We start from the raw sequence: 22719 nt of genomic DNA, 5'->3' as shown, positions 1-22719 counted from the left end.
AGTAGATGACTCGTAGCATCAAGAAGGGCCCCTTCGTCGACGCCCACCTGCAGAAGAAAGTCGACGAGCAGAACGAGAAGGGCACCCACAACGTCATCAAGACGTGGTCCCGTCGTTCGATGATCACCCCTGATTTCATCGGACACACGTTCGCTGTTCACGATGGCCGCAAGCACGTCCCGGTGTTCGTCACCGAGGCCATGGTCGGTCACAAGCTCGGTGAGTTCGCCCCGACCAAGACCTTCAAGGGTCATGTGAAGGACGACAAGAAGGCCCGCCGCTAAAGGATAAGGAAAAGAACATGGAAGCTAAAGCAATCGCTCGTCACGTCCGCGTGACGCCGCGCAAGGCTCGCCGCATGGTCGACCTCATCCGCGGCAAGCAGGCGACCGAAGCCGTCACCATCCTCAAGTTCGCTCCTCAGGACGCGTCCCTGCCGGTTCGCAAGGTCCTCGAGAGCGCCATCGCCAACGCTCGCGTCAAGGCCGACAAGGCCGGTGAGCCGTTCCGCGAGAACGATCTGGTCATCAAGGAGACCTATGTGGACGAAGGTGTGACGCTCAAGCGTTTCCGCGCCCGCGCCCAGGGCCGTGCCGCTCGCATCAACAAGCGCACCGCCCACATCACGGTCGTTGTCGCTACCAAGGAAGGAGCCCGCTAAAGATGGGTCAGAAGATCAATCCCTTTGGCTATCGTCTGGGCATCACTGAAAACCATCGTTCCAAGTGGTTCTCCGATTCCAACAAGCCTGGCGAGCGCTACAGCGACTTCGTCCTCGAGGATGACAAGATCCGCAAGGAGATGAACAAGGACCTCGAGCGTGCGGGCGTGTCCCGCATCGTCATCGAGCGCACCCGCGACCGCGTGCGTGTGGACATCCACACCGCCCGTCCGGGCATCGTGATCGGCCGCCGTGGCGCCGAAGCCGAGAAGGTTCGCGCCAAGCTCGAGAAGCTCACCGGCAAGCAGGTCCAGCTCAACATCTTCGAGGTCAAGAACGCCGCTCTGGACGCCCAGCTCGTCGCTCAGGGCATCGCCGAACAGCTGACCAACCGCGTGACCTTCCGTCGCGCGATGCGCAAGGCCCAGCAGGACGCGATGCGCGCCGGCGCCAAGGGTATCCGCATCAAGCTCTCCGGCCGCCTCGGCGGTGCGGAAATGAGCCGCTCGGAGTTCTACCGCGAGGGTCGCGTTCCGCTGCAGACCCTGCGCGCCCTGATCGATTACGGCTTCTTCGAGGCCAAGACCACCTACGGCCGCATCGGCGTCAAGGTGTGGATCTACAAGGGCGACATGACCGAGCGTGAGTTCGAAGAGCAGCAGCAGGCGCAGCAGAACAGCCGTCCGGGCCGTCGTGGCGGCGATCGCCGCCCGCGTCGCGGCAACCGCAACGCTGCCCAGCAGGCCACCGAGGCCCCGAAGGCCGAGGCCGCCGCCGCTGAGGCTCCTGCCGCAACGGAAACGAAGGAGTGAACTGATGCTTATCCCGAAGAGGACTAAGTACCGCAAGCAGCATCGTCCGGTCCGCTCTGGCATGTCCAAGGGCGGCAACGAGATCGCGTTCGGCGATTTCGGCATTCAGGCGCTCGCGCCGGCCTACGTGACCAACCGTCAGATCGAGGCCGCACGTATCGCCATGACCCGTTACATCAAGCGTGGTGGCCGTGTGTGGATCACGATCTTCCCGGATCGCCCGCTGACCAAGAAGCCGCTCGGCACCCGAATGGGTTCCGGTAAGGGCACGCCGGAGTTCTGGATCGCCAACGTGCGTCCGGGCCGTGTGATGTTCGAGATCGGTGGCGTTTCCGAGGATGTCGCTCGCGAGGCCCTGCGCCGCGCCATCGACAAGCTCCCGATGAAGTGCCGCATTATCGCTCGCGAAGGTGGTGATATCTGATGGCAGTCGGTACCGCTGAATATGCAATCAAGAATCTGAACGAGAAGACCAACGAGGAGATCGAAGGTTTCCTCAAGAAGTCCAAGGAAGAGCTGTTCAACCTGCGCTTCCAGCACGCGACTGGTCAGCTCGACAACACTGCCCGCCTCAAGGCGGTCAAGCACGACATCGCCAGGATGTACACCGTCCTGCGCGAGCGTGAGCTCGGCATCAGCCAGGCGCCCGAGGCATCCGAAACGAAAGCTGAGGAGAACTAATGGCTGAAGAGCGTAACTTCCGCAAGGTTCGTCGCGGTTACGTCGTGTCCGAAGCGATGGACAAGACGATCACCGTCGAGCTCGAGCAGCGTTCGACCCACCCGCTGTACGGCAAGGTCGTTCGTTCCACCAAGAAGGTCAAGGCCCATGATGAACACAACGACGCGCACGTTGGCGACCTCGTGAGTATTATGGAGACTCGGCCCCTGAGCAAGACCAAGCGTTGGCGTCTCGAATCCATCATCGAGCGCGCTAAGTAACAAGTTCGGCAAGGCTCCGCGAGTCACCCCGCCCATGCTCGTACAGGTGGGCGGGGTGCTTGGGGAGAACCAGCTCGGCTAAGGAGAATCAATGATTCAGCAGGAAACGCGGCTTCATGTCGCCGACAACACGGGTGCGAAGGAACTCCTCTGCATCCGAGTGCTCGGCGGATCGAAGCGACGCTATGCCGACCTGGGCGACGTGATCGTCGCCTCCGTCAAGGACGCGATCCCTGGCGGGTCGGTCAAGAAGGGCGACGTGGTCAAGGCCGTCGTCGTCCGCACCGTCAAGGAGCACCGTCGTGTCGACGGCTCCTACATCAAGTTCGACGAGAACGCCGCCGTTATTCTCGGCTCCGGCCGTGAACCGAAGGGCACTCGTATCTTCGGACCGATCGCCCGTGAGCTGCGCGACAAGCGCTTCATGCGTATCGTGTCCCTCGCTCCGGAGGTGATCTGACATGGTAGCCAAGATCAAGAGCGGCGACCTGGTCAAGGTCATCCGCGGCAAGGATAAGGGCAAGGAAGGCAAGGTCACCCGTGTGCTGGCCGACGATCGTCTGATCGTCGAGGGCGTGCAGATCGTCAAGAAGCACGTCCGCGCCACGCAGCAGGGCCAGCAGGCCGGCATCGTCTCCGTCGAGGCGCCGATCCATCGCTCCAACGTGATGCTGATCGACCCGGAGACCAAGCAGCCGACCCGCGTGGGCGTTGTGGTGAAGGAAGAGGCTCGTGACGGCAAGGTGAAGACCGTGCGCGTGCGCGTGGCCAAGAAGTCCGGAAAGGAGCTGGCATGACCGATACGACCGTTGAGGCGCCGGCGACCCCGCGCCTGAAGCAGAAGTACAACGAGGTCATCATCCCCGAGCTCGAGAAGGAGTTCAACTACTCCAACCCGATGCAGGTGGCCCGCATCCAGAAGGTCGTTGTCTCCATGGGCGTCGGTGCCGCTGCTCGCGACTCCAAGCTCATCGAAGGCGCCGTCAAGGACCTCACCCTGATCACCGGCCAGAAGCCGAAGATCACCAAGGCCAAGAAGTCCGTCGCGCAGTTCCACCTGCGTGAGGGCCAGGCCATCGGCGCGTACGTCACCCTGCGTGGCGACCGCATGTGGGAGTTCCTGGATCGTCTGCTGACCCTTGCGCTGCCGCGTATCCGCGATTTCCGCGGCATCAACGGCAAGCAGTTCGACGGCCAGGGCAACTACAACTTTGGTCTCACCGAGCAGTCCATGTTCCACGAGATCGATCCGGATTCGATCGATCACCAGCGCGGTATGGACATCACCGTGGTGACCTCCACCAAGGACGACAAGGAAGCTTCCGTGCTCCTCAAGCACCTCGGCTTCCCCTTCAAGGAGAACTGATATGGCAAAAACCGCTCTGAAGAACAAGGCGGCCGCCAAGCCGAAGTTCAAGGTTCGCGCTTACACGCGCTGCCAGGTTTGTGGTCGTCCCCACTCCGTCTACCGCAAGTTCGGCCTGTGCCGCATCTGCCTTCGTGAGAAGGCTCACCGCGGCGAGCTGCCCGGCGTTACGAAGTCCAGTTGGTAAACATCGACGCTGAAGGTCCGCGGCCCGATCGCCTGAAGCCTCATGGCCGGGCGTGAGGGCGGCGGAAACCATAGCGAGAAAGGGCAACAAGCCCAAATGACAATGACAGATCCTATCGCAGACATGCTTACGCGTCTGCGTAATGCGAGCGCGGCGAAGCACGAGACCGTGGACATGCCGTACTCCAAGTTCAAGGCGAACATCGCCGAGATCCTGAAGCGTGAAGGCTACATCAAGGACTTCACCGCCAAGGAAGCCAAGGTTGGCCAGACTCTTGAGGTCACCCTCAAGTACGGCCCGAACGGCGAGCGTTCCATCCAGGGCATCAAGCGCATCTCCAAGCCGGGCCTGCGTCGCTACGCGAAGTCCGACGCGCTGCCGATGCCGCTCGGTGGTCTCGGTATCGCCATCATCTCGACCAGCTCGGGACTGATGACCCAGAAGGAATGCCTCGACCGGGGCATCGGCGGCGAGATCGTCGCCTACGTGTGGTGAGAAAGGAGAGCTAGATCATGGCATCGCATATTGGTAAGCTCCCCGTCGCCATCCCGGCCGGCGTGGAAGTCACTATCGACGGTCAGAACTTCTCCGCCAAGGGTGCGAAGGGTTCCGACTCCTACGTCATTCCCGAAGGCATCACCGCTGCGGTCGAGGGCAACGAGATCGTCCTCACCCCGGCTGATGACCTGCGTCCGACCCGTGCCAAGCACGGTCTGGCTCGCGCCATCGTCGCCAGCATGGTCAAGGGCGTGCACGAAGGCTACGCCAAGACCCTGCAGATCGTTGGCACCGGTTACCGCGCCACCCTCAAGGGCAAGAGCATCGAGTTTGCGCTCGGTTACTCCCACACCATCACCGTCGACCCGGCCGAAGGCATCGAGTTCGAAGTGCCGAACGCCAACACGGTGATCGTCAAGGGCACCGACAAGCAGGCCGTCGGCCAGGCTGCCGCGAACATCCGCAAGCTGCGTGCTCCGGAACCCTACAAGGGCAAGGGCATCAAGTACGCTGACGAGCGTATCCTGCGCAAGGCTGGAAAGGCTGGTAAGTGATATGAGCGTTAAGATTCTCGGCAAGGGCAAGAAGGTCGCGCTCAAGCGTCGTCACGCCCGTCTGCGCAAGCACATCTCCGGCACTCCGGAAATGCCGCGTCTCGTTGTCTCCCGCTCCAACCGTCACATGGTCGCCCAGATCGTCGACGACACCAAGGGCATCACCCTGGTCTCCGCTTCGACCCTGACCGCCGACTTCGCCGGTTTCGAGGGCACCAAGGTCGAGGCCGCCAAGAAGGTCGGCGAGCTGGTGGCCGAGAAGGCCAAGGCCGCGGGCATCGAGGCCGTCGTCTTCGACCGTGGCGGCAACAAGTACACCGGTCGCGTTGCAGCTGTCGCTGAAGGCGCCCGCGAGGGAGGTCTGGCACTGTGAGCGACGAAATCCAGAAGGAAACCCAAGTGGCTGAAGAAACTCAGAACACTGAGGCGGCTGAGACCAACAACGCGAACGAGGACCGCAAGTCCCGTCGTGGCCAGCGCGGCGAAGGCCGTCGCGGCGAGCGTCGCAACCGTCGCGAAGAGAAGCAGGGCGATGAGCTGCTCGACCGCGTGGTGACCATCAACCGTGTGTCCAAGACCCACAAGGGCGGCCGTACGTTCAGCTTCGCCGCGCTCGTGGTCGTCGGTGACGGCAACGGCACCGTCGGCGTTGGCTACGGCAAGTCCCGTGAGGTTCCGGCCGCCATCGCCAAGGGCCAGCTCGACGCCAAGAAGCACATGTTCACCGTTCCGCGCGTCCGCGGCACCGTCACCCACCCGGTGATCGGCCACGACGCCGCCGGCACCGTGCTGCTTCGCCCGGCCGCCCCGGGTACCGGCGTTATCGCCGGTGGTCCGGTCCGCGCCGTCATGGAGTGCGCCGGCATCACCGACATCCTGACCAAGTCGATGGGCTCCGCCACCGCCGTGAACATGGTTCGCGCCACCGTGGCCGCCCTCAAGCAGCTCGAGGATCCGGAAGAGATCGCGGCCCGCCGTGGTCTGGCCCTCAACGAGGTCGCTCCGGACGCCCTCCTGCGCGCCCGCGCCGCCGGCATCGACGAGGCCCGCAAGGCCCGCGAAGAGGCTGCGGCCGCCGCCCAGGCTCAGCAGAAGGATGGTGAGTGATAGATGGCTAACCTGAAGATCACCCTGCACCACGGTCTGGTAAACCGTACGCCCAAGCAGCGCGCCACCGCTCAGACCCTCGGTCTGCGCAAGATCGGCCAGAGCGTTGTCCTCGAGGACAACAAGAACACTCGTGGCATGATCCTGACGGTGCGCCACCTGGTCACCGTTGAGGAGGTCGACTGATTATGGCAGAAGAAGAAACCACCATCCTGCAGATGCACGATCTGCGTCCGGCTCCGGGCGCCAAGAAGGATCGCATCCGCGTGGGCCGCGGTGAAGGTTCCAAGGGTAAGACCTCGGGCCGTGGCGAAAAGGGCACCAAGAAGCGTTACCAGGTTCGTCCGGGCTTCGAAGGTGGCCAGCTGCCGCTGTACATGCGCCTGCCGAAGCTCCGTGGCTTCAAGAACCCCTTCAAGCAGGAGTTCCAGGTCGTGAACGTGGAAGCCCTCGCCAAGCTCTTCCCGGCCGGCGGTGACGTGACCGTCGCCGACCTGGTCGCCAAGGGTGCCGTGCGCGCCAACCAGCCCGTCAAGGTGCTGGGCGACGGTGAGGTCACCGTTGCGCTCAACATCAAGGGCGTGAAGGCCTCCGCTTCGGCCAAGTCGAAGATCGAGGCCGCCGGCGGTTCCGTCTCCGAGGAGTAATCTCCCCGCGCGAGATACACCGCAGTGCGATACGAATGATGACCCTCGACCGCGTATGCGGCCGGGGGTCATTTTCGTTCCCGTGAATATCGTCTTCGCATATCGTCTCCCGCCCCTGTGTCCGGGGAATGCCAGGGGAGTCGGGAACCGATCGGGAACACAACAATATTGGACATGAGAACCGCTGCTATGGGGCAGAGGTAGACACTGTACGCTAGACTCGACGACTAGAGTCTGTCCGGATGGGTGCGCGTGGGGCGCACATAGGAAAGGAACCCAGGTGAGGACGTTAATCCAGGCCTTCCGTACCAAAGAGCTACGAAACAAGATACTGTTCGTGTTCGGCATGATCATCATCTACCGCATCGGTTCGTTCATTCCGACGCCGGGCGTTGATTACAAGGTCGTGCAGGAATGCGTGGGCACGATGAAGACCGCGTCCGAAAACTTCATCGGACTGGTCAATCTGTTCTCGGGCGGCGCCATGCTGCAGCTGTCGATCTTCGCGCTGGGCGTCATGCCGTACATCACCGCGTCCATCGTCGTGCAGCTGCTGCGCGTCGTCATCCCGCGCTTCGAGGCGCTGCACAAGGAAGGCCAGTCCGGCGAGGCGAAGCTGACGCAGTACACCCGTTACCTGACCATCGGCCTGGCGGTGCTGCAGTCCACGACGATCCTCGTCACCGCCCGTTCCGGCGCGCTCTTCAACTACTCCTGCTCCCAGGTCATCCCGGACGGTTCCGTGTGGAACCTCATCGTCATGGTGCTCATCATGACCGGCGGCACCGGCCTGATCATGTGGATGGCCGAATTGATCACCGACAAGGGCATCGGTCAGGGCATGTCCATCTTGATCTTCATGTCCATCTGCTCCGGCTTCCTGCCGCAGCTGTGGGAGATCGGCTGGGGCACCAAGGGCACCGACGGCAACTGGCCGAAGTTCGCGATCGTCGCCGGCGTGCTGCTGGTCATCCTGATCTTCGTCGACTTCGTCGAACTGTGCCAGCGCCGCATCCCGGTGCAGTACACGCGCCGCATGATCGGCCGCAAGATGTACGGCGGCTCCTCCACCTACCTGCCGCTGAAGATCAACATGTCCGGCGTCATCCCGCCGATCTTCGCGTCCTCGATCCTCGCCATCCCGACCCTGATCGCGCAGTTCGGCGATTCCGACGCGAACTGGGTCAAGTGGATCAACAACAACCTCGCCAACACCACGTCCGTGTGGTATATCGGCCTGTACGCGCTGATGATCGTGTTCTTCTGCTTCTTCTACACCGAGATCACGTTCAACCCTGACGAGACCGCCGACAACATGAAGCAGTACGGCGGCTTCATCCCGGGCATCCGCGCCGGCAGCGCCACCAGCCGCTACCTGAGCTACGTGATGAACCGCCTGAACACGGTGGGCGCCGTCTACCTGCTGTTCGTGGCCCTCATCCCGACCGTGCTCATCATGGGCCTGCAGCTCAACACCCAGCTGCCGTTCGGCGGCACCACCATTCTGATCATCGCGGGCGTCGGCCTCGACACGCTGCGTCAGGCCAAGGCCCAGACCGAGCAGTTCCAGTACACCGGCTTCCTGCTCGAGAACGTGGATCACAAGGAAGGCAAGTAAGAGTTTTCTCGGCTCACCTGGCCGCCCGCAATGGGCGGGCGGCCGCGCGAGGAGGAGGACAGTCCCGTGGACCGTCCGACGACGGAGCCATCCGTTTCCAAACACCCAATACATCAGCAAAGGAGCCAAGACATGCGTCTTCTTATCATGGGCCCGCAGGGCGTGGGCAAGGGCACTCAGGCCGCGCTGCTCGCCGAGCACTTCGGCATCCCGGCCATCTCCACCGGCGACATCTTCCGTTACAACATCAAGAACAAGACCGAACTGGGTCTTGAGGCCCTCAAGTACACCGACAAGGGCGAGCTGGTCCCGGACGAGCTGACCAACAAGATCGTTAAGGACCGTCTGGCCATGGACGACGCCAAGAACGGCTGGATCCTCGACGGCTACCCGCGCAACGCCTCCCAGGTCGAGGCCCTCGACCAGATGCTTGAAGAGCTGGGCACCCCGCTCGACAAGGTCGTCGCCCTTGACGCCGACCACGACGTGCTCATGGAGCGCATCGCCAAGCGTGCCCAGGAGCAGGGCCGTTCCGACGACACCCCGGAGGCCATCGCCAAGCGCCTGGCCACCTATGCGAAGGAAACCGCCCCGCTGCTCGACGTCTACAAGCAGCGCGGCCAACTGGTCGCCATCGACGGCGTCGGCGAGATCGACGCGATCCAGGCGAACATCGTCAAGGCGCTCGAGGCCTGAGCGACGGTCGCCGGCACCGCACCAGCGCATAGCATATTTTCACCGAACACGGGGATCATGACACTCGGCGTGTCGTGATCCCCGTGTTCGTGTATATTATTCCGTTGGTGTGTCTTCGGACTCACTAACGGTAATTGTCCCGAGGAACGGATAACGAGGCTCATGGCAAAAGACGGTGTGATTGAAGTCGAAGGTCAGGTAGTGGAAGCGCTGCCGAACGCGATGTTCCGCGTCGAACTCGAGAACAAGCACATCGTGCTCGCCACGATCTCCGGCAAGATGCGCAAGAACTACATTCGTATCCTGCCGCAGGATCGCGTGGTGCTTGAGATGAGCCCGTACGATCTGAACCGCGGAAGGATTACGTACCGCTACAAGTAAAGGTACAAGTAAAGGAAAACCATGAAGGTCAGCCCTAGTGTGAAGAGGATCTGCGAAAACTGCCGCGTGATCCGTCGTCACGGCCGCGTCATGGTGATCTGCACGAACCCGCGCCACAAGCAGCGTCAGGGCTGAGAGCAGATCCAGCGGCACCATAAATAAACCAGGCGCTGAGTCACAGGCGAGTCTCTCCCGAGAGGCGCGTCTGAACCCCGGGTACGCAGGCCCGGGCCGGGAGACCGGACGACTCGGTGCACGACCTGCGGAGCATAGAAGGAATCGCAATGGCACGTCTTGCCGGAGTCGACATCCCCAATGAGAAGCGCATTGAAATCGCCCTCACCTACATCTTCGGTGTGGGTCGCACTCGTGCGAAGGAAACGCTTGCCGCGACCGGTATCAACCCGGACACCCGCGTCAAGGATCTGACGGATGAGCAGCTGATCACGCTGCGTGACTATCTTGAGGGCAACTACAAGATCGAAGGCGATCTGCGTCGTGAAATCGATGCGGACATCCGTCGTAAGATCCAGATCAACTGCTATCAGGGCATGCGTCATCGTAAGGGTCTGCCCGTGCGCGGTCAGCGCACCAAGACCAACGCCCGTACCCGCAAGGGCCCGAAGCGCACGGTCGCCGGAAAGAAGAAGGCCACCAAGTAGTAGGTGGCTCGTCCGGGCCACGGGATGATCCATCCCATCGTCCGGACAGACAAACAAGTTCGTTACTAGGAAACGAGGGTCAATGGCAGCTGCAAAGCAAGCCGCTCGTAAGCCCGTCCGTCGCCGCGACCGCAAGTCGATCCCGGTGGGTCAGGCTCACATCAAGTCCACTTTCAACAACACGATCATCTCGATCACCGATCCGTCCGGCGCCGTCGTGTCCTGGGCGTCCGGTGGCGATGTCGGCTTCAAGGGCTCCCGTAAGTCCACGCCGTACGCCGCTGGCATGGCCGCTGAGTCCGCCGCCCGCAAGGCGATGGAGCACGGTCTGAAGAAGGTCGACGTCTTCGTCAAGGGCCCGGGTTCCGGTCGCGAGACCGCCATCCGCTCCCTGCAGTCCGCCGGTCTTGAGGTCGGTTCGATCACCGACGTCACCCCGCAGGCGCACAACGGCGTTCGTCCGCCGAAGCGTCGTCGCGTCTGAGCCGTCTGAGCACTAGACATCGCAATTCATCCAAAGCCGCTTGCCTGGCCGGTGAGTGCACCACCGACCAGAAGCTGAAAGGATAACACAGTGCTTATCGCACAGCGTCCGACACTGACCGAGGAAGTCCTCAACCCGCAGCGCTCCCGCTTCACCATCGAGCCTCTTGAGCCTGGTTTCGGCTATACGCTGGGCAATTCCCTGCGCCGTACCCTCCTGAGCTCGATTCCGGGCGCGGCTGTGACTTCGGTTCGCATCTCCGGCGCCCTGCACGAGTTCACCACTCTGCCGGGTGTCGAAGAGGACGTGACCGAGATCCTGCTCAACATCAAGGGCATCGTGCTCACCAGCGAGTACGACGAGCCGGTCGTCATGTATCTGCGCAAGAGCGGCGAAGGCGAGGCCACTGCGGGTGACATCACCCCGCCGGCCGGCGTTACCATCGCCAACCCGGAGATGCACATCGCGACCCTGGCCGAGGATGGCGAACTCGAGATCGAGTTCACCGTCGAGCGCGGCCGCGGCTACGTGCCGGCGCAGATGAACAAGCAGGACAACGACGAGATCGGCCGCATCCCGGTCGACTCGATCTACTCCCCGGTGCTCAAGGTGAGCTACAAGGTCGAGGCCACCCGTGTGGAACAGCGCACGGATTTCGACAAGCTCATTCTGGACGTGGAGACCAAGCCCGCCATCTCGCCGCGTGACGCGGTCGCTTCCGCCGGTTCGACCCTGGTCGAGCTCTTCGGCCTGTGCCGTGAGCTCAATGCCCAGGCCGAAGGCGTCGAGGTCGGCCCGGCCCCGGTGGCCGAGGAGACCAACCCGGAGATGGCCGTGCCGATCGAGGATCTCAACCTCACCCAGCGCAGCTACAACTGCCTCAAGCGTGAGGGCATCCACACCATCGGTGAGCTGGTCAACCACACCGAGCAGGATCTGCTCGACATCCGCAATTTCGGTATGAAGTCGATTGACGAGGTCAAGGACAAGCTGCAGTCCCTCGGACTGTCGCTCAAGGCCTCCCCGCTGGGCTTCGATACCACCAACCTCGAAGGCGGCACCTTCTACTCGCCCGAAGACGAGTGATTTCCCGCTTTTGACCAACCACTCCGCCGCGCCCGGACGTTCGGGCATATGCCCACCTGAGCGCGGCGGGGCATTCAAGGAGTTAACATGCCTACACCGAAGAAGGGGCCGCGTCTGGCCTCCAGCCCGGCCCACGAGCGCCTGATGCTCGCGAACATGGCCACGAGCCTGTTCCAGAACGGCCGCATCGTCACCACGCTGCCGAAGGCCAAGCGCCTCCGTCCGCTGGCCGAGCGCCTGATCACCTTCGCGAAGCGCGGTGATCTGCACTCCCGTCGTCGCGTGATGCGCGTCATCCGCAACAAGTCCGTCGTGCACGTTCTGTTCACGCAGATCGCCGAGCAGATGGAGCAGCGCGAGGGCGGCTACACCCGCATCGTGAAGATCGCCCCGCGTAAGGGCGACGCCGCTCCGGCCGCGATCATCGAGCTCGTCACCGAGCCGGTCGCCAAGAAGGCCGTCGTGAAGGAAGCCGAAGCCGCGACCAAGGTCGCCGAGGAGACCGCTGCGCCGGCTGAGGCCGTTGCCGAGGCTACCGAGGCTCCCGCCGAGAACGCTGAGTGAGTCTCTTAGCTGATTGAATTGCCTAGTCAGGCAACAATAACGGGGCTGACATCCGTAAGGTGTCAGCCCCGTTTTCGTATGGCATGCAGCCATGTATTGAGTTATCTGTTCAGTTATCGGCGTGAGCCCGGCGACAGGCCGGGCTCACATGCCATGAGCCGTCAGGCGCGAGCCTTGCGGGTCTTCATCGCAATGCCACAGGCGAGCAGCAGCGCACCCATCAGGGCCACAGCCGAGACCGTTGCACCGGTGTCGGCAACACCGGGCTTCTTGTTCGGCTTGGTGGTGCTGGAGGTGTCTCCGGAAGCCGGCACGACCTCAACGGTGATCTGTCCGGTCTTGCCGCCAGCGGTGGCGGTGATGGTCACCTTGCCAGCCTTCACGCCGGTCACCACGCCGTTGGCGTCAACCGTAGCGATGGACTCGTCCGAAGACTTCCACGTGACGGCAACGTTCTTGCCAGCCGGCTTGGTGGTTACCGCAGCGTTCAGCGTGAGCTTCTTGCCGGCGGTAATCTTGTTCTTGCCGTCGGCGCTGGTCACGGCCACGGATTCGACAGTGACCGTCGTTTCCGGCTTCTGATCGTCGCCGTTTCCGCCGCTCTTGGCGGTGACGGCGATGGTGATTTCGCCGTACTTGCTCGAGTCGGCAACCGACGTGGCGGTGATGGTCACGTTGCCTTCGGCCTTTGCCGTGACGGTGCCATCGGCGTCAACCGTGGCGACCGAAGTATCCGAGGACTTCCACGTCACGGACTTATCGGTGGCGTTGTCGGGCTTAACGGTCGCGGTCAGCGTCTGCTCGTCATCGACCTTCATCGAAGCGTTACCGGACACCTTCACGGATTCCACCGGAACAACCGTGTCGGGGATCTTCTCGAACTTCGCAGTGTATGCGACGTTGCCGTTCGGTGTGATCTCATACGAGGCGTCGGTCGAAACCGCGTTCTCGCTGACATTGTCGTACCAGCCGACGAAACGATAGCCTTCCTCGGCGGTGGCCTTGAGCGTCACGGTGGTTCCGGCGGCCACATCCACGGATGCGGTCGCGCCGACCTCGCCAGCTTCGTCGCCCTCGACGGTGGCACTCACCGTGCCCGCCTCAGCCGGCGACGCGCCAGCCCACACATGGGAGCGTACGTCGTTCACCTCGAACTCGGATACGGCGACCCAGTCATCGTTCGACTGCTTGGCGGTGAACTTGACGGCCTTGACCTGCTGCTCGGGGAAGGAGAAGGTCTTCGTGGAGTGGTCGGCGGCGAACGCCTGATCCGTGGCAACCGTCTTCCAGTCGGTGTCGCTCGGTCCCTTGATTTGCAGATCGGCCTTGGTGACGATGCCGCTGTCTTTATCGGTACGCGGAGTGAACGAGAACTGGTTGATGGTCAGCGGGTTGCAGAACGTGATCTCGGCGTAGTACGTCTTGCCGTTCGTCAGCTGGTCGCTTGCGCCGACCCAGTTGGAGTGCCAGATGGTGTTTGACTTGCCGTCGAACGCGTAGCTGAGCAGACCTTCGGTGCCGTTGGACTGGGCGGGTGTTTCGGAGTTCGTCGCGCCGGTCCAGCAGCTCTTCCCATACGGATCGGCGTTCTTCTCCGTGGCCTTCCGCACGGTCACGTTGTCGATCGTCGCGTTGATGGCCTGGGTCTTGGACCCGATACGCTGCAGCGGCAGGGCGAACGTGGAGTTCGTGATGCCGGTCTTCTTGGTCAGACCCTTGTTCACGAACTTGCCGGACGCGTTGGCCACGAACTTGCCGTCGATGTACAGCTGGGTCTTCTGCTGGCTGGTGACGATGGTCACGTTGACCTTCTTGCCGACCGGCAGCGTATAGCCGAAGCTGTAGTCGTACAGTTCGCGCGTGAAGCCCAGCGTGCCGTCGTCCATGATGCGGATGTCCTGCGTGGAGTAGTCGGTGTCCGACTCGAACAGGATATCGCCGGGCTTGGTGGGCTCGTTGAGCGTCACGTCGAAGGAGACCTCGTTGCCGTTGCCGAGTTTGTCGAGCGGCGTGGTGACGTAGGACTCACCACCCTTGAGGTTCAGCGCGCCGTCCTTGATTTCGGCGGTGTTGCCGTCGCCGTCAAGGGTCAGGTCGCGGCCGGACTCGGAGGAGTCGGCCTTGGCTGCGTCGCCGGTGCCGTCGAACGCGTACTGCTCGTAGTCGCCGTTGCCGTCAGCCGTTGCATGATAGTAGGGGTTGGTGCGAGGAGCATCGCCCTGCGTCTTGGCGAGCGCGGTGAGCGCGGCGGCCGTACCCTTCTCCTTGCCGGTGGTGGCCCAGTTCTTCTCGGCGTAGACGGGCAGCGCGTCGAAGAAGCGGGCGTACTCATCGGATTCGGTCAGGCCGGAAGCCCTCTTGTCGATGTTGTCGTTCCAGATGGCGAACGCGGCGCCGAGCGTCTGATCGGAGCTGGACGGGATGTACTTCCAGCCTCCCGAAGTGCCGACGCGGTTGGCGGCGAAGTTGTTGAACACGTCGGTCACGTTCAGGTAATCACCGTATGCGCCCTTGGAGCCGGAGCCGTTCGGGACCATGTAGCCGTAGGTGTCGATGGTGTTGATGAGCTTGTAACCCATGTTGTACATCTGCACGCCGTCGGCCCAGCCGCTTGACCACAGGTTCATCTCGACATTGTCGATGGCGTCCTTGGTGATTACGGTGCTGCCGGTGGCGTAGGACAGGCTGCCCCACAGACGCACCGGGTTGGTGGCCTTGACGTAGGGCACGATGTCATTGACGAACTTACGGTAGCCTTCGTTGCTGGCCAGGAACTCGTCGGCACCCACATGCACGGTGGTCTTCGAATCGAACGTCGGGTTGTCGCCCTTGGTGTAGTCGTCGAAGATCGACTCGATCAGACGCATGGTCTCGTCCTTGGTCACGTCAAGGTGATCGATGAGCGGTCGCTTTCCGCCCTGCGTCGACTTGTTCTGGACGGCCAGCTCGGGCCACACCTTGGTGAACGCGGTCGCGTGGGCCGGCATATCGATCTCGGGCACGATGTTCATGCCGACGGAACGTTCGGACTGGATGAACTCACGGAAGTCCTTCTTGGAGATCGCGTAGTCGGTGGCGGTGGGGGATTCTCCCTTGCTGTTCGTGACGCTGGTCTCCAGGCGGAACGCGTCGTAGGCCTTGTATCCCTCGTCCTCGGTGTCGTAGACGCCGTAATCCTCAAGGAAGATGTAGTTGTCGGACAGGTGGGTCTGCAGGTCGTTCATCTTGTAATAGCGCATGGTACGGGCCATCTGCTTGACCATGTCAAGCGAGATGGGCTTGCGGGCCATGTCGAGCACGAATCCGCGCACGGTGAAGCGCGGATAGTCACGCATCTGGCCGATGACGAAACCGGTGTCGTCCTGCTTGGTCATCTGCAGAATGGTCTGCATCGCATACATGTTGCCGGTCACGGACGTGGATGCGGCGTCGATGCGGTCGGCCTTGATGTCCATCGTGTAGCCTTCGTCGCCCAGCTGCTTGAGCATGGCGCTCGCCGAAGCGTCGGCCGGCTTGGAGAAGTTGAACGCGTTGGCCTTGGCGGCTTCCTTGGAAGCGGTCAGCGTGCGGCCGGTGAAGTCCTTGTAGTCGGCGACGAACTCGTCGACCACGGCCTTGAGCGAGTCGTCGTCATAGGTGACGGCGGTCAGCGAGGCTGCGGAAACCTTCATATCGGACTCGGAATGCCATTCGGCGATCTCCGGGATGATGTTCGGCTTCGCGTTCTTGCCGGTCTGCTCGGTGGCGGTGCCGGTCAGCGTGTACGGGATGTCTTCGGTGGTGGCCGTGGTGTTGTCGGAGGTCTTGGTGACCACGTAGGACACGTTCACGGTCTTGTCGTTGAGTGGGTGGTTGATCTTGAGATCCTTGGAGATCAGCTGCTCGAAGTCGGCGCCGTTGAACTTGATCGTGTAGCCGGTCGGCACTTCGGGGAGCGTGAGCGTGTCAACGTCGGTGCCGATGGTCTTGTGATCGTTCTGCAGTTGCGCGACGATGCTGTCGAGCGAGGCGACCTGTTCGTTGGAATAGGCCTTCCAGTCGGCGATCGAGATGTTGTTCCAGTTGGTGTTGCCGTCGGTGTTGAAGTTGGTCAGCGTCAGCGACTCGGCGGTGATGGCCTCGTCAAGCTTGATCGTCACCTTGGTGGCGAAACCTTGTCCGCTGGCCTCGACCGCATGGTTTGCCTCGGCGGTCTGCTCGGCGCCGTTCTCGTCGGTGTACTTCAGGTCGAAGGACTTGACGTTGGAGGGTTCCGGCGAGGTGTTACGGGTGTTGAAGGTAATCTGCACCTCTTTGATGACCGTCGGGTTGGCGAAGGTGCCCTTGATCCACTGGGCGGTCGATGCCGTGTAGTCACTGGCCCAACGGGTGCTCGCATCGCTGTCCGTCGCCTTGTCGGCGGTGAACTGCGTACCCTCTTCCACGGTTGATGCGGTCATCGTGGCGCTGGACATGTGGTTCACGTCTGCGGTGGAGATGATGTCCTTCTGGATGCTCGCATAGACGGAAAGCTCGTTGATGCCCACGTTGACCCAGTTGAGCGTGCCGCCGTCGGCCTTGAGGATGGTGACCCTCACATCGGTGGCCTGCTTGTCGGCATCGAACTGCACGCGTTCATGCTGCTTGGCACGGGTGCCGTCGTTGGCCTTGGTGTAGGCGGTCTCGTAGGTGCCTTCTGCATTCTTGAGCTCGACCTTATAGCTCAGGATGTTTTGCGCGGCATCGGTACGTTCGAAGTCGATGTTGACCTGACGCACGGTTTCCGCGGTGTCGGCCAGGTGAACATTGAGCCACTCGTTATCCGCGACGTTTTGACCGGTACCCCAACGGGTGGATTCATCGCCATCCACGGCCTTGTCGGCGGTGAACGTGGTGCCGGACTCATATGAGCTCGCCGTGGCTGTTTTATTCAAGGCAAGATTGGCGTCGTCCGCAGCGAATGCGGTCCCCACGCCGGTTATGCCTATGCTGAGCAGCGTTGCGGCAGCGATGATGCCTCCGAGCGCTCGTCGTATGCCTTTCAGTTGCATATTTTCTCCATTACTGTTGGTTGACGCCTCCTTGCGCCAATGTAAACAAAGTTTACATATTGGGGTAGTCTTCGATGTCTCGTATAGTGATTCGTTTGCATCGTTGGGGTGCTCGACCGCACATGCCGCTGACTGCCATCGACCGAACCACGTTCGTGCCGGTATACTGGTCAGCCGTGATACGACTGCGAATCGACCTGGCATATGACGGCGGCGGATTCTACGGCTGGGCGAAACAGCCCGCCCTGCGCACCGTGCAGGGGGAGATCGAATCCGCGCTGCACCGCATCCTGCGCGTACCCGACGGCGACGTGGACGAACCGTTGCGACTGGTCGTCGCCGGCCGCACCGACACCGGCGTGCACGCCAGTCATCAGGTCTGCCACGTCGACGTGTCCGAAGACGTGCTCGCGCGCGCGGTCGGACACATGGACGTGCCGCCGGTCGTCGCGCTCACCCGACGCATGCAGAGAATCCTGCCGCCCGATATCACGATCCGATCGATTACGCCGGCGCCGGACGGCTTCGACGCGCGGTTCTCCGCGCTGGAACGCACCTACGTCTACCGCATCGCCGACCGCGCGTCCGAAGTCGACCCGCGCATGCGCGGCTTCGTGCTGCATCTGGACGCCGATCTCGACGTTGCCGCGATGAACGAGGCCGCCGCGATGACGATCGGCCTGCATGACTTCGGCTCGTTCGCCACCCCGAACCCGGGCGGCACGACGATCCGCGACGTCAAGACCGCATACTGGCGGCGGATCCCGTCCCGCCCTCTGATCGGCAACGACGAGGCGATGGGGGAGCGATACCGTACGCCGGCCGTCGAATCGGGACTGCTGTGCTTCACGATCGTGGCCGACGCGTTCGCGCGCAACATGGTGCGATCCCTGGTCGGCGGCTGCGTGCAGGTCGGCATCGGCAAACGTTCGCTGGACTGGTTCGCCGGCAAGATGGCGACGCCCCTGCGCGAAGGGTCGACCGGACCGATCGCGCCGCAGGGACTCACGCTCGAACACATCGCCTACCCGGCCGACGACCAGCTCGCCGCCCGCGCCGAAGCCATCCGCGCCAAGCGCACGCTGTAGCACTCCCGTAACACAGTCGCCCATGTCCGGTAACCGTGCGCGACTACGGTAACCGGTATTCACGGCGATGGCCGCGGCGCAAGCGCGCGCTTGCGACGGTCGGCCTGCCGCCGCCCGCCAAGGTCCATGCATGGCACGCGTCATCATGCACCGGCGGCGGGAACCGGAAACGGACGGACGAAGGCGAGGAGCGAGACATGGCTGCATCGGCGATCAATCTGGCGGGCGAACTGGTCAACCGTCGCGAGGCGATCAACCGCGAGCTGAGCCGCAACGGCGTGCGGTTCGGCGTATACAAGAACGGCGAATACCACGACCGCCTGTTCCCCTACGATCCGATCCCGCGCATCATCGAGTCCGATGAGTTCGACGAGCTGGAAGCCGGTCTCAAACAGCGCGTCAACGCGCTCAACGCGTATCTCAAGGACATCTACTCCGACAAGCACATCATCCACGACGGCATCATCCCCGAGGAATACGTGTACACGTCGGCCGGCTACTTCCCGCAGGTCAACGGCGTGACCCCTCCGGGCGGCATCTTCGCGCACATCGCCGGCGAGGATCTCGTGCAGGGCGAGGACGGTCGCTGGTGGGTGCTCGAAGACAACCTGCGCATCCCGTCCGGAGCCAGCTACCCGCTGTTCGCGCGCGACATCGAGCGTCGCACCAACCCGAAGCTGTTCCGCGAGGTGCACGTGCGCGACAACCGTGACTATCCGCGCCTGCTGCGCAAGGCGATGGACTTCGTCTCGACCGAAGGCATCGCCGTGGTGCTCACGCCCGGCCGCTACAATTCCGCGTTCTTCGAGCACGCCTACCTCGCCGAGAAGACCGGCGCGGCGCTTGCGTTCCCCGAGGACCTCGAAGTCGTCGACAACAAGCTGTTCTTCCTTGATTACGCCGGCAACCGGCATCGTGTGGGCGCGGTGTACCGCCGCCTGTCGGATGAGTATCTGGACCCGTTCGCGTTCAACCCGGATTCGGTGATCGGCGTGCCCGGACTGCTGTCGGCGTACCGTTCCGGCAACGTCGCGATCATCAACGCGCCCGGTAACGGCGCGGCCGACGACAAGGCGATCTACTATTTCGTGCCGCAGATGATCAAGTACTATCTCGGCGAGGAACCGATCCTGCACAACGCGCCGACGTACATGCCGATGTTCGACAAGGACCGCAAGGAGGTGCTCGACCGGCTTGGCGAGCTGGTGATCAAGGACGTGGCCGAAGCCGGCGGATACGGCGTCGTGTTCGGCTCGTCGCTTGACGCCGCCGCGCGCGAGGAGCTGGCCGACCGGATCAAGGCCGAGCCGCGCCGGTTCATCGCCCAGGAGGTCATCCAGTTCCGCGACATCGACGTGATCGATCCCGAAACCGGCGAGGCGAGCCCGCGCAAGGCCGACCTGCGTGCGTTCGTCGTGACCGGACAGAACACGCACGTCTGGTATTCCGGACTGACCCGCTATTCGTCGGTGCCCGGCCAGATGATCGTCAACTCGTCGCAGGGCGGCGGGTTCAAGGACACGTGGGTGCTCGCGCCCGAGCACGGCAGCGAGTCGCACGAGCGCGCGCAGCAGCGCAACGAATCGGTCGCGTCCGTGAACCTGATCCCGCATTCGCGCAAGCATACGCTGTCGCTGGTCACCGCGTCCAAGGCGGACAACCTGTATTGGCTCGGCCGGTACACCGAGCGCGCGTTCACCACGCTCGTCCAGTTCTTCCCGTTCTACGACCGAGTGATGGACACGGACGTGGACGCGTTCCGTCCGTTCGCCCGCGCGCTCGACCTGCCCGAGGACTTCGAGGACTTCGACGAGTTCATCCACTCGTTCCTGTACGACGGCAAGAATCCCGATTCGGTGCGCAGCGCGATCGTCTCCGCGTTCAACAACGCCGTCGTGCTGCGGCCGGAGCTCACGTCCCGGCTGCTGCAGTACGTCGAACTCGCCGTCACGAACATCACCGACGCGGCCGAACGGTCGGCCAGCGCGAGCGACATCTACGCGCAGCGCGACATCGCCGACGACATGCTCGCGTTCTGGGGCGGCGTCGAGAACTCGACCGTCGACGTGACGCTCAAGGCGTTCATCTTCATCGGCAAGTACATCGAACGCATCGACCTGTACACGCGCTTCCGCCTGCCCGAGGACGAGCTGGATGCCCCGCTCGCCAAGCTGGAGACGTATTCGCGCGCGCTCGACGGCAAGCCGCTGCCGTCCTGCTTCGTGTCGGGCATCAGCTGGCTGCTCGGCCAGCTGCCGGACCGCGGCTATCCGGAACTGACCAAGCGCCTGCAGGGATTCCTCGACGATTTCAACAGCCGTGCGATCGCCGGCGACGTCAAGGACGCGGGGTCGCTCAGCTCGATGAACATGGACGCCAAACGTCCGTGACGTCGTCGTTCGTTCCGCCGGCGGTCCGGCTTCGGTCCTGCCGGCGGCGGGCGGCCCGCGGCATGGCCGATTGTGTGCGCCATGCCCGCCGGTAGGCTACAGTGGAGAAGAAAGCAGGTAGGGCCGTCCACCGAGGAGTCGTGTTCATGAAAAAACTGGTGTTCGACTACGAGATGAAGCTGTCGTTCAGCTCGCCGGTCACCGATCACCGATTCCAGCTGCGCTGCGTGCCGGCGACCGGACCGCGCCAGCAGGTCGTGGACGTGGAAGTGGACATCGAACCGCATGTCGATCTCGAAACCACGATCGACTCGTTCGATTCCGTGGTGATGACCGGGTTCATCCCCGAACCGCACGAAATGTTCAACTACACGGTCAAGGGCATCGCGTTCGTCGACAACGAGCACATCAAGCCGGAGATCTACAAGCCGCTGTACCGGTTCAATTCCGCACTGACCATTCCCGGACCGTGCATCGAGCGCATGATCGAAATGTGCAGGATCAGGCTGTCCGCGTTGCCGATCGACGCGACGCCGATCGATCAGGCGCGCGAGGTGATGGACGAAGTGTTCCACGCGTTCGTCTACACGCCGGCGTCCACCACGATCCGCACCACGGCCGAGGAGGCGCTCGCCCAGCGCAAGGGCGTGTGCCAGGACTACGCGCATGTGATGCTGTCGGTATGTCGTCACGTCGGACTGACCGCGCGATACATCGCCGGTCTGCTTGGAGGCGAAGGGGCGACGCACGCGTGGGTCGAGATCTACCATGGCGGACGCTGGATCGGCCTCGATCCGACGCACGACCGCATGGTCGATGACAATTACATCACCATCGCGCACGGACGTGATTACCGTGACTGCATGCTCGACATCGGCATCTTCTCCGGATACGACGTCAAGCAGACGCAGTGGGTGAACGCCTCCGTGCACGAACAGCGGCTGTAGGCGTTGGTCACCTTGGCCCCCTCGGCTGAGGGGGCTGTCAGCAAAACTGACCGGGGGAGTGTCACACTCAACGGCCGCCAACAACTTAACAACGGCCAGCACACTCAAAACACGCGCCACGCCGGGGGCGGGCAATTTGCAAAATCCTCGTGTCGCCTTATAATGAACAAGTTGCGTTTTGCGCAGCGCATGGATAAGTGTCCGAGCGGTCTAAGGAGCACGCCTCGAAAGCGTGTGAGGTTAACCCCTCCGCGAGTTCGAATCTCGCCTTATCCGCCCCTAGGGTTTCAGGCTTCGGCCTGAAACCCTTTTTTCATGCCGAAACCGGTGTCATGCCGGCTGCGACGGTGGGGGGATCATGACGTTCCCGCTTCCCGTCGTGGGTGCCTTCCGCGGCAGGAAACAGGAACCATCAGTTGGCGTTCAATCCGAATTCGCGGGTTCCGAGCTTGTCCTTGTACAGGTTCTCCATCTCGACGACCTGGTCTGTGGACAGGCCACTGTCCAACACCCGGAGCACCGAGTATTGCAGGTTTTTCTCATAGCCTTCGCCGCCGCGGTTCAGCAGATCCACGAGCAGTTTGTTGCCGCCGTCCCCGGATCCTCCGCGTCCCCGCGTGTGCGCATACGTGCTCCAGCGTTGCCACAGTCCTTCGCCGCCATAGGCGGACCCGACATACTGCTTTCCGCTTTTAGTGTCGGTGATGAGATAGATGGCGCTGACCTGGCTCATGGCATCGTAATAGGCGCTGTAGTAGTCAGGATCCGCGATGACGTCGGTCAGTTCTTTGAACTCGAGAATGAGGCCGTCGAATCCGGGGAAGGCGCGTTTCTCTCGTCGTTCGATTGAGATAATCGGCCTGTCGTTGTTGCCGTCTAGTTTCCAGTTTATGGCGTCGGGCCAATATACCGTGAGCCTGTTCTCCACCGTGTTTAGTTAACTGATGGATTGAGTGGCGACGCTGACGCTCGCACCATGCGTGGTGTTGTTTGAAAAACG

The 22719-nt window shown here is 62.5% G+C and carries 29 protein-coding genes and 1 tRNA gene; 28 read left to right on the top strand and 2 right to left on the bottom strand.

Annotated elements, in window-relative coordinates:
• Positions 1-5 precede the first annotated feature (5 nt).
• The 24 genes from rpsS (at position 6) to rplQ (ending at position 12264) form a co-directional block, all read left to right on the top strand.
• The gene (gene rpsS, locus GFD25_RS09225) at positions 6-284 is read left to right on the top strand and encodes a 30S ribosomal protein S19 (RefSeq protein ID WP_015450968.1); all 279 of its coding nucleotides are present in this window, start codon (positions 6-8) and stop codon (positions 282-284) included.
• A gap of 17 nt (positions 285-301) precedes the next feature.
• Complete coding sequence (rplV, locus tag GFD25_RS09220; protein ID WP_163232120.1) at positions 302-661, top strand: 50S ribosomal protein L22; 360 nt, start codon at positions 302-304, stop codon at positions 659-661.
• Between the two features lie 2 nt (positions 662-663).
• Positions 664-1473, top strand: coding sequence for a 30S ribosomal protein S3 (gene rpsC, locus GFD25_RS09215; RefSeq protein WP_163232118.1), 810 nt, complete (start codon positions 664-666; stop codon positions 1471-1473).
• Between the two features lie 4 nt (positions 1474-1477).
• The gene (gene rplP / locus GFD25_RS09210) at positions 1478-1897 is read left to right on the top strand and encodes a 50S ribosomal protein L16 (RefSeq protein ID WP_094730272.1); all 420 of its coding nucleotides are present in this window, start codon (positions 1478-1480) and stop codon (positions 1895-1897) included.
• Positions 1897-2154 carry a 50S ribosomal protein L29 gene (gene rpmC / locus GFD25_RS09205; protein WP_163232116.1) on the top strand — a complete coding sequence of 86 codons (258 nt, stop codon included), beginning with the start codon at positions 1897-1899 and terminating at the stop codon, positions 2152-2154. Before rplP ends, rpmC begins: the two co-directional genes overlap by 1 nt.
• Entirely contained in the window at positions 2154-2414 is a 261-nt protein-coding gene (rpsQ, locus tag GFD25_RS09200; RefSeq protein ID WP_033493921.1) for a 30S ribosomal protein S17, read from the top strand. Before rpmC ends, rpsQ begins: the two co-directional genes overlap by 1 nt.
• A 91-nt stretch (positions 2415-2505) precedes the next feature.
• Positions 2506-2874 (top strand): 50S ribosomal protein L14, encoded by a 369-nt coding sequence (gene rplN / locus GFD25_RS09195; RefSeq protein WP_152357685.1) that lies wholly within the window; start codon positions 2506-2508, stop codon positions 2872-2874.
• Position 2875: 1 nt separating this feature from the next.
• On the top strand, positions 2876-3211 hold the full coding sequence (gene rplX, locus GFD25_RS09190; RefSeq protein WP_152357686.1) for a 50S ribosomal protein L24: 336 nt from the start codon (positions 2876-2878) through the stop codon (positions 3209-3211).
• A complete protein-coding gene (rplE, locus tag GFD25_RS09185) occupies positions 3208-3780 on the top strand; it encodes a 50S ribosomal protein L5 (protein ID WP_163232115.1) in 573 nt (190 codons plus the stop codon). Before rplX ends, rplE begins: the two co-directional genes overlap by 4 nt.
• A gap of 1 nt (position 3781) precedes the next feature.
• Positions 3782-3967 (top strand): type Z 30S ribosomal protein S14, encoded by a 186-nt coding sequence (locus GFD25_RS09180; RefSeq protein ID WP_003808046.1) that lies wholly within the window; start codon positions 3782-3784, stop codon positions 3965-3967.
• 96 nt (positions 3968-4063) lie between these two features.
• The gene (rpsH, locus tag GFD25_RS09175; RefSeq protein ID WP_163232112.1) at positions 4064-4462 is read left to right on the top strand and encodes a 30S ribosomal protein S8; all 399 of its coding nucleotides are present in this window, start codon (positions 4064-4066) and stop codon (positions 4460-4462) included.
• A 17-nt stretch (positions 4463-4479) separates the two neighbouring features.
• Positions 4480-5019, top strand: coding sequence for a 50S ribosomal protein L6 (gene rplF / locus GFD25_RS09170; RefSeq protein ID WP_163232110.1), 540 nt, complete (start codon positions 4480-4482; stop codon positions 5017-5019).
• Position 5020: 1 nt separating this feature from the next.
• On the top strand, positions 5021-5392 hold the full coding sequence (gene rplR / locus GFD25_RS09165; RefSeq protein ID WP_163232108.1) for a 50S ribosomal protein L18: 372 nt from the start codon (positions 5021-5023) through the stop codon (positions 5390-5392).
• Entirely contained in the window at positions 5389-6126 is a 738-nt protein-coding gene (rpsE, locus tag GFD25_RS09160; protein WP_163232106.1) for a 30S ribosomal protein S5, read from the top strand. Before rplR ends, rpsE begins: the two co-directional genes overlap by 4 nt.
• A 3-nt stretch (positions 6127-6129) precedes the next feature.
• The gene (rpmD, locus tag GFD25_RS09155; protein WP_163232104.1) at positions 6130-6312 is read left to right on the top strand and encodes a 50S ribosomal protein L30; all 183 of its coding nucleotides are present in this window, start codon (positions 6130-6132) and stop codon (positions 6310-6312) included.
• A gap of 2 nt (positions 6313-6314) precedes the next feature.
• Positions 6315-6773 carry a 50S ribosomal protein L15 gene (gene rplO, locus GFD25_RS09150; protein ID WP_163232102.1) on the top strand — a complete coding sequence of 153 codons (459 nt, stop codon included), beginning with the start codon at positions 6315-6317 and terminating at the stop codon, positions 6771-6773.
• A gap of 280 nt (positions 6774-7053) precedes the next feature.
• Positions 7054-8391 carry a preprotein translocase subunit SecY gene (gene secY, locus GFD25_RS09145; RefSeq protein WP_163232100.1) on the top strand — a complete coding sequence of 446 codons (1338 nt, stop codon included), beginning with the start codon at positions 7054-7056 and terminating at the stop codon, positions 8389-8391.
• Positions 8392-8523: 132 nt separating this feature from the next.
• Entirely contained in the window at positions 8524-9087 is a 564-nt protein-coding gene (locus tag GFD25_RS09140; RefSeq protein ID WP_163232098.1) for an adenylate kinase, read from the top strand.
• Between the two features lie 162 nt (positions 9088-9249).
• On the top strand, positions 9250-9468 hold the full coding sequence (infA, locus tag GFD25_RS09135) for a translation initiation factor IF-1 (RefSeq protein WP_003808114.1): 219 nt from the start codon (positions 9250-9252) through the stop codon (positions 9466-9468).
• Between the two features lie 21 nt (positions 9469-9489).
• Complete coding sequence (gene rpmJ / locus GFD25_RS09130; protein ID WP_003814578.1) at positions 9490-9603, top strand: 50S ribosomal protein L36; 114 nt, start codon at positions 9490-9492, stop codon at positions 9601-9603.
• A 149-nt stretch (positions 9604-9752) separates the two neighbouring features.
• Entirely contained in the window at positions 9753-10130 is a 378-nt protein-coding gene (rpsM, locus tag GFD25_RS09125) for a 30S ribosomal protein S13 (protein ID WP_152357696.1), read from the top strand.
• Between the two features lie 82 nt (positions 10131-10212).
• Entirely contained in the window at positions 10213-10614 is a 402-nt protein-coding gene (rpsK, locus tag GFD25_RS09120) for a 30S ribosomal protein S11 (protein ID WP_033493949.1), read from the top strand.
• Between the two features lie 90 nt (positions 10615-10704).
• A complete protein-coding gene (locus tag GFD25_RS09115) occupies positions 10705-11700 on the top strand; it encodes a DNA-directed RNA polymerase subunit alpha (protein WP_163232096.1) in 996 nt (331 codons plus the stop codon).
• Positions 11701-11787: 87 nt separating this feature from the next.
• Complete coding sequence (gene rplQ, locus GFD25_RS09110) at positions 11788-12264, top strand: 50S ribosomal protein L17 (RefSeq protein WP_163232094.1); 477 nt, start codon at positions 11788-11790, stop codon at positions 12262-12264.
• A gap of 161 nt (positions 12265-12425) precedes the next feature.
• On the opposite strand, the gene GFD25_RS09105 is transcribed toward rplQ, so the two are convergent.
• Positions 12426-17294, bottom strand: a complete 4869-nt coding sequence (locus GFD25_RS09105) for a discoidin domain-containing protein (protein WP_204314855.1) — start codon at positions 17292-17294, stop codon at positions 12426-12428.
• 185 nt (positions 17295-17479) lie between these two features.
• Here GFD25_RS09105 and truA point away from each other — a divergent pair, with 185 nt between their 5' ends.
• The 4 genes from truA (at position 17480) to GFD25_RS09085 (ending at position 21995) form a co-directional block, all read left to right on the top strand.
• A complete protein-coding gene (gene truA, locus GFD25_RS09100; RefSeq protein ID WP_239512521.1) occupies positions 17480-18382 on the top strand; it encodes a tRNA pseudouridine(38-40) synthase TruA in 903 nt (300 codons plus the stop codon).
• A gap of 197 nt (positions 18383-18579) precedes the next feature.
• Positions 18580-20772 (top strand): circularly permuted type 2 ATP-grasp protein, encoded by a 2193-nt coding sequence (locus GFD25_RS09095; RefSeq protein WP_163232091.1) that lies wholly within the window; start codon positions 18580-18582, stop codon positions 20770-20772.
• A gap of 146 nt (positions 20773-20918) precedes the next feature.
• Positions 20919-21719: a transglutaminase family protein gene (locus GFD25_RS09090; RefSeq protein WP_163232089.1), complete on the top strand. Its 801-nt coding sequence runs from the start codon at positions 20919-20921 to the stop codon at positions 21717-21719.
• 191 nt (positions 21720-21910) lie between these two features.
• A tRNA-Ser gene (locus tag GFD25_RS09085) sits at positions 21911-21995 on the top strand.
• Positions 21996-22131: 136 nt separating this feature from the next.
• Here the strand turns inward: GFD25_RS09085 and GFD25_RS09080 are convergent.
• A complete protein-coding gene (locus GFD25_RS09080; RefSeq protein WP_163232087.1) occupies positions 22132-22647 on the bottom strand; it encodes a GIY-YIG nuclease family protein in 516 nt (171 codons plus the stop codon).
• Positions 22648-22719 lie beyond the last annotated feature (72 nt).

The organism is Bifidobacterium aerophilum (genome assembly GCF_010667685.1).
In the GTDB taxonomy this organism is placed as follows: Bacteria; Actinomycetota; Actinomycetes; order Actinomycetales; family Bifidobacteriaceae; genus Bifidobacterium; species Bifidobacterium aerophilum.
This window is presented reverse-complemented; position numbering and strand designations above follow the sequence as displayed.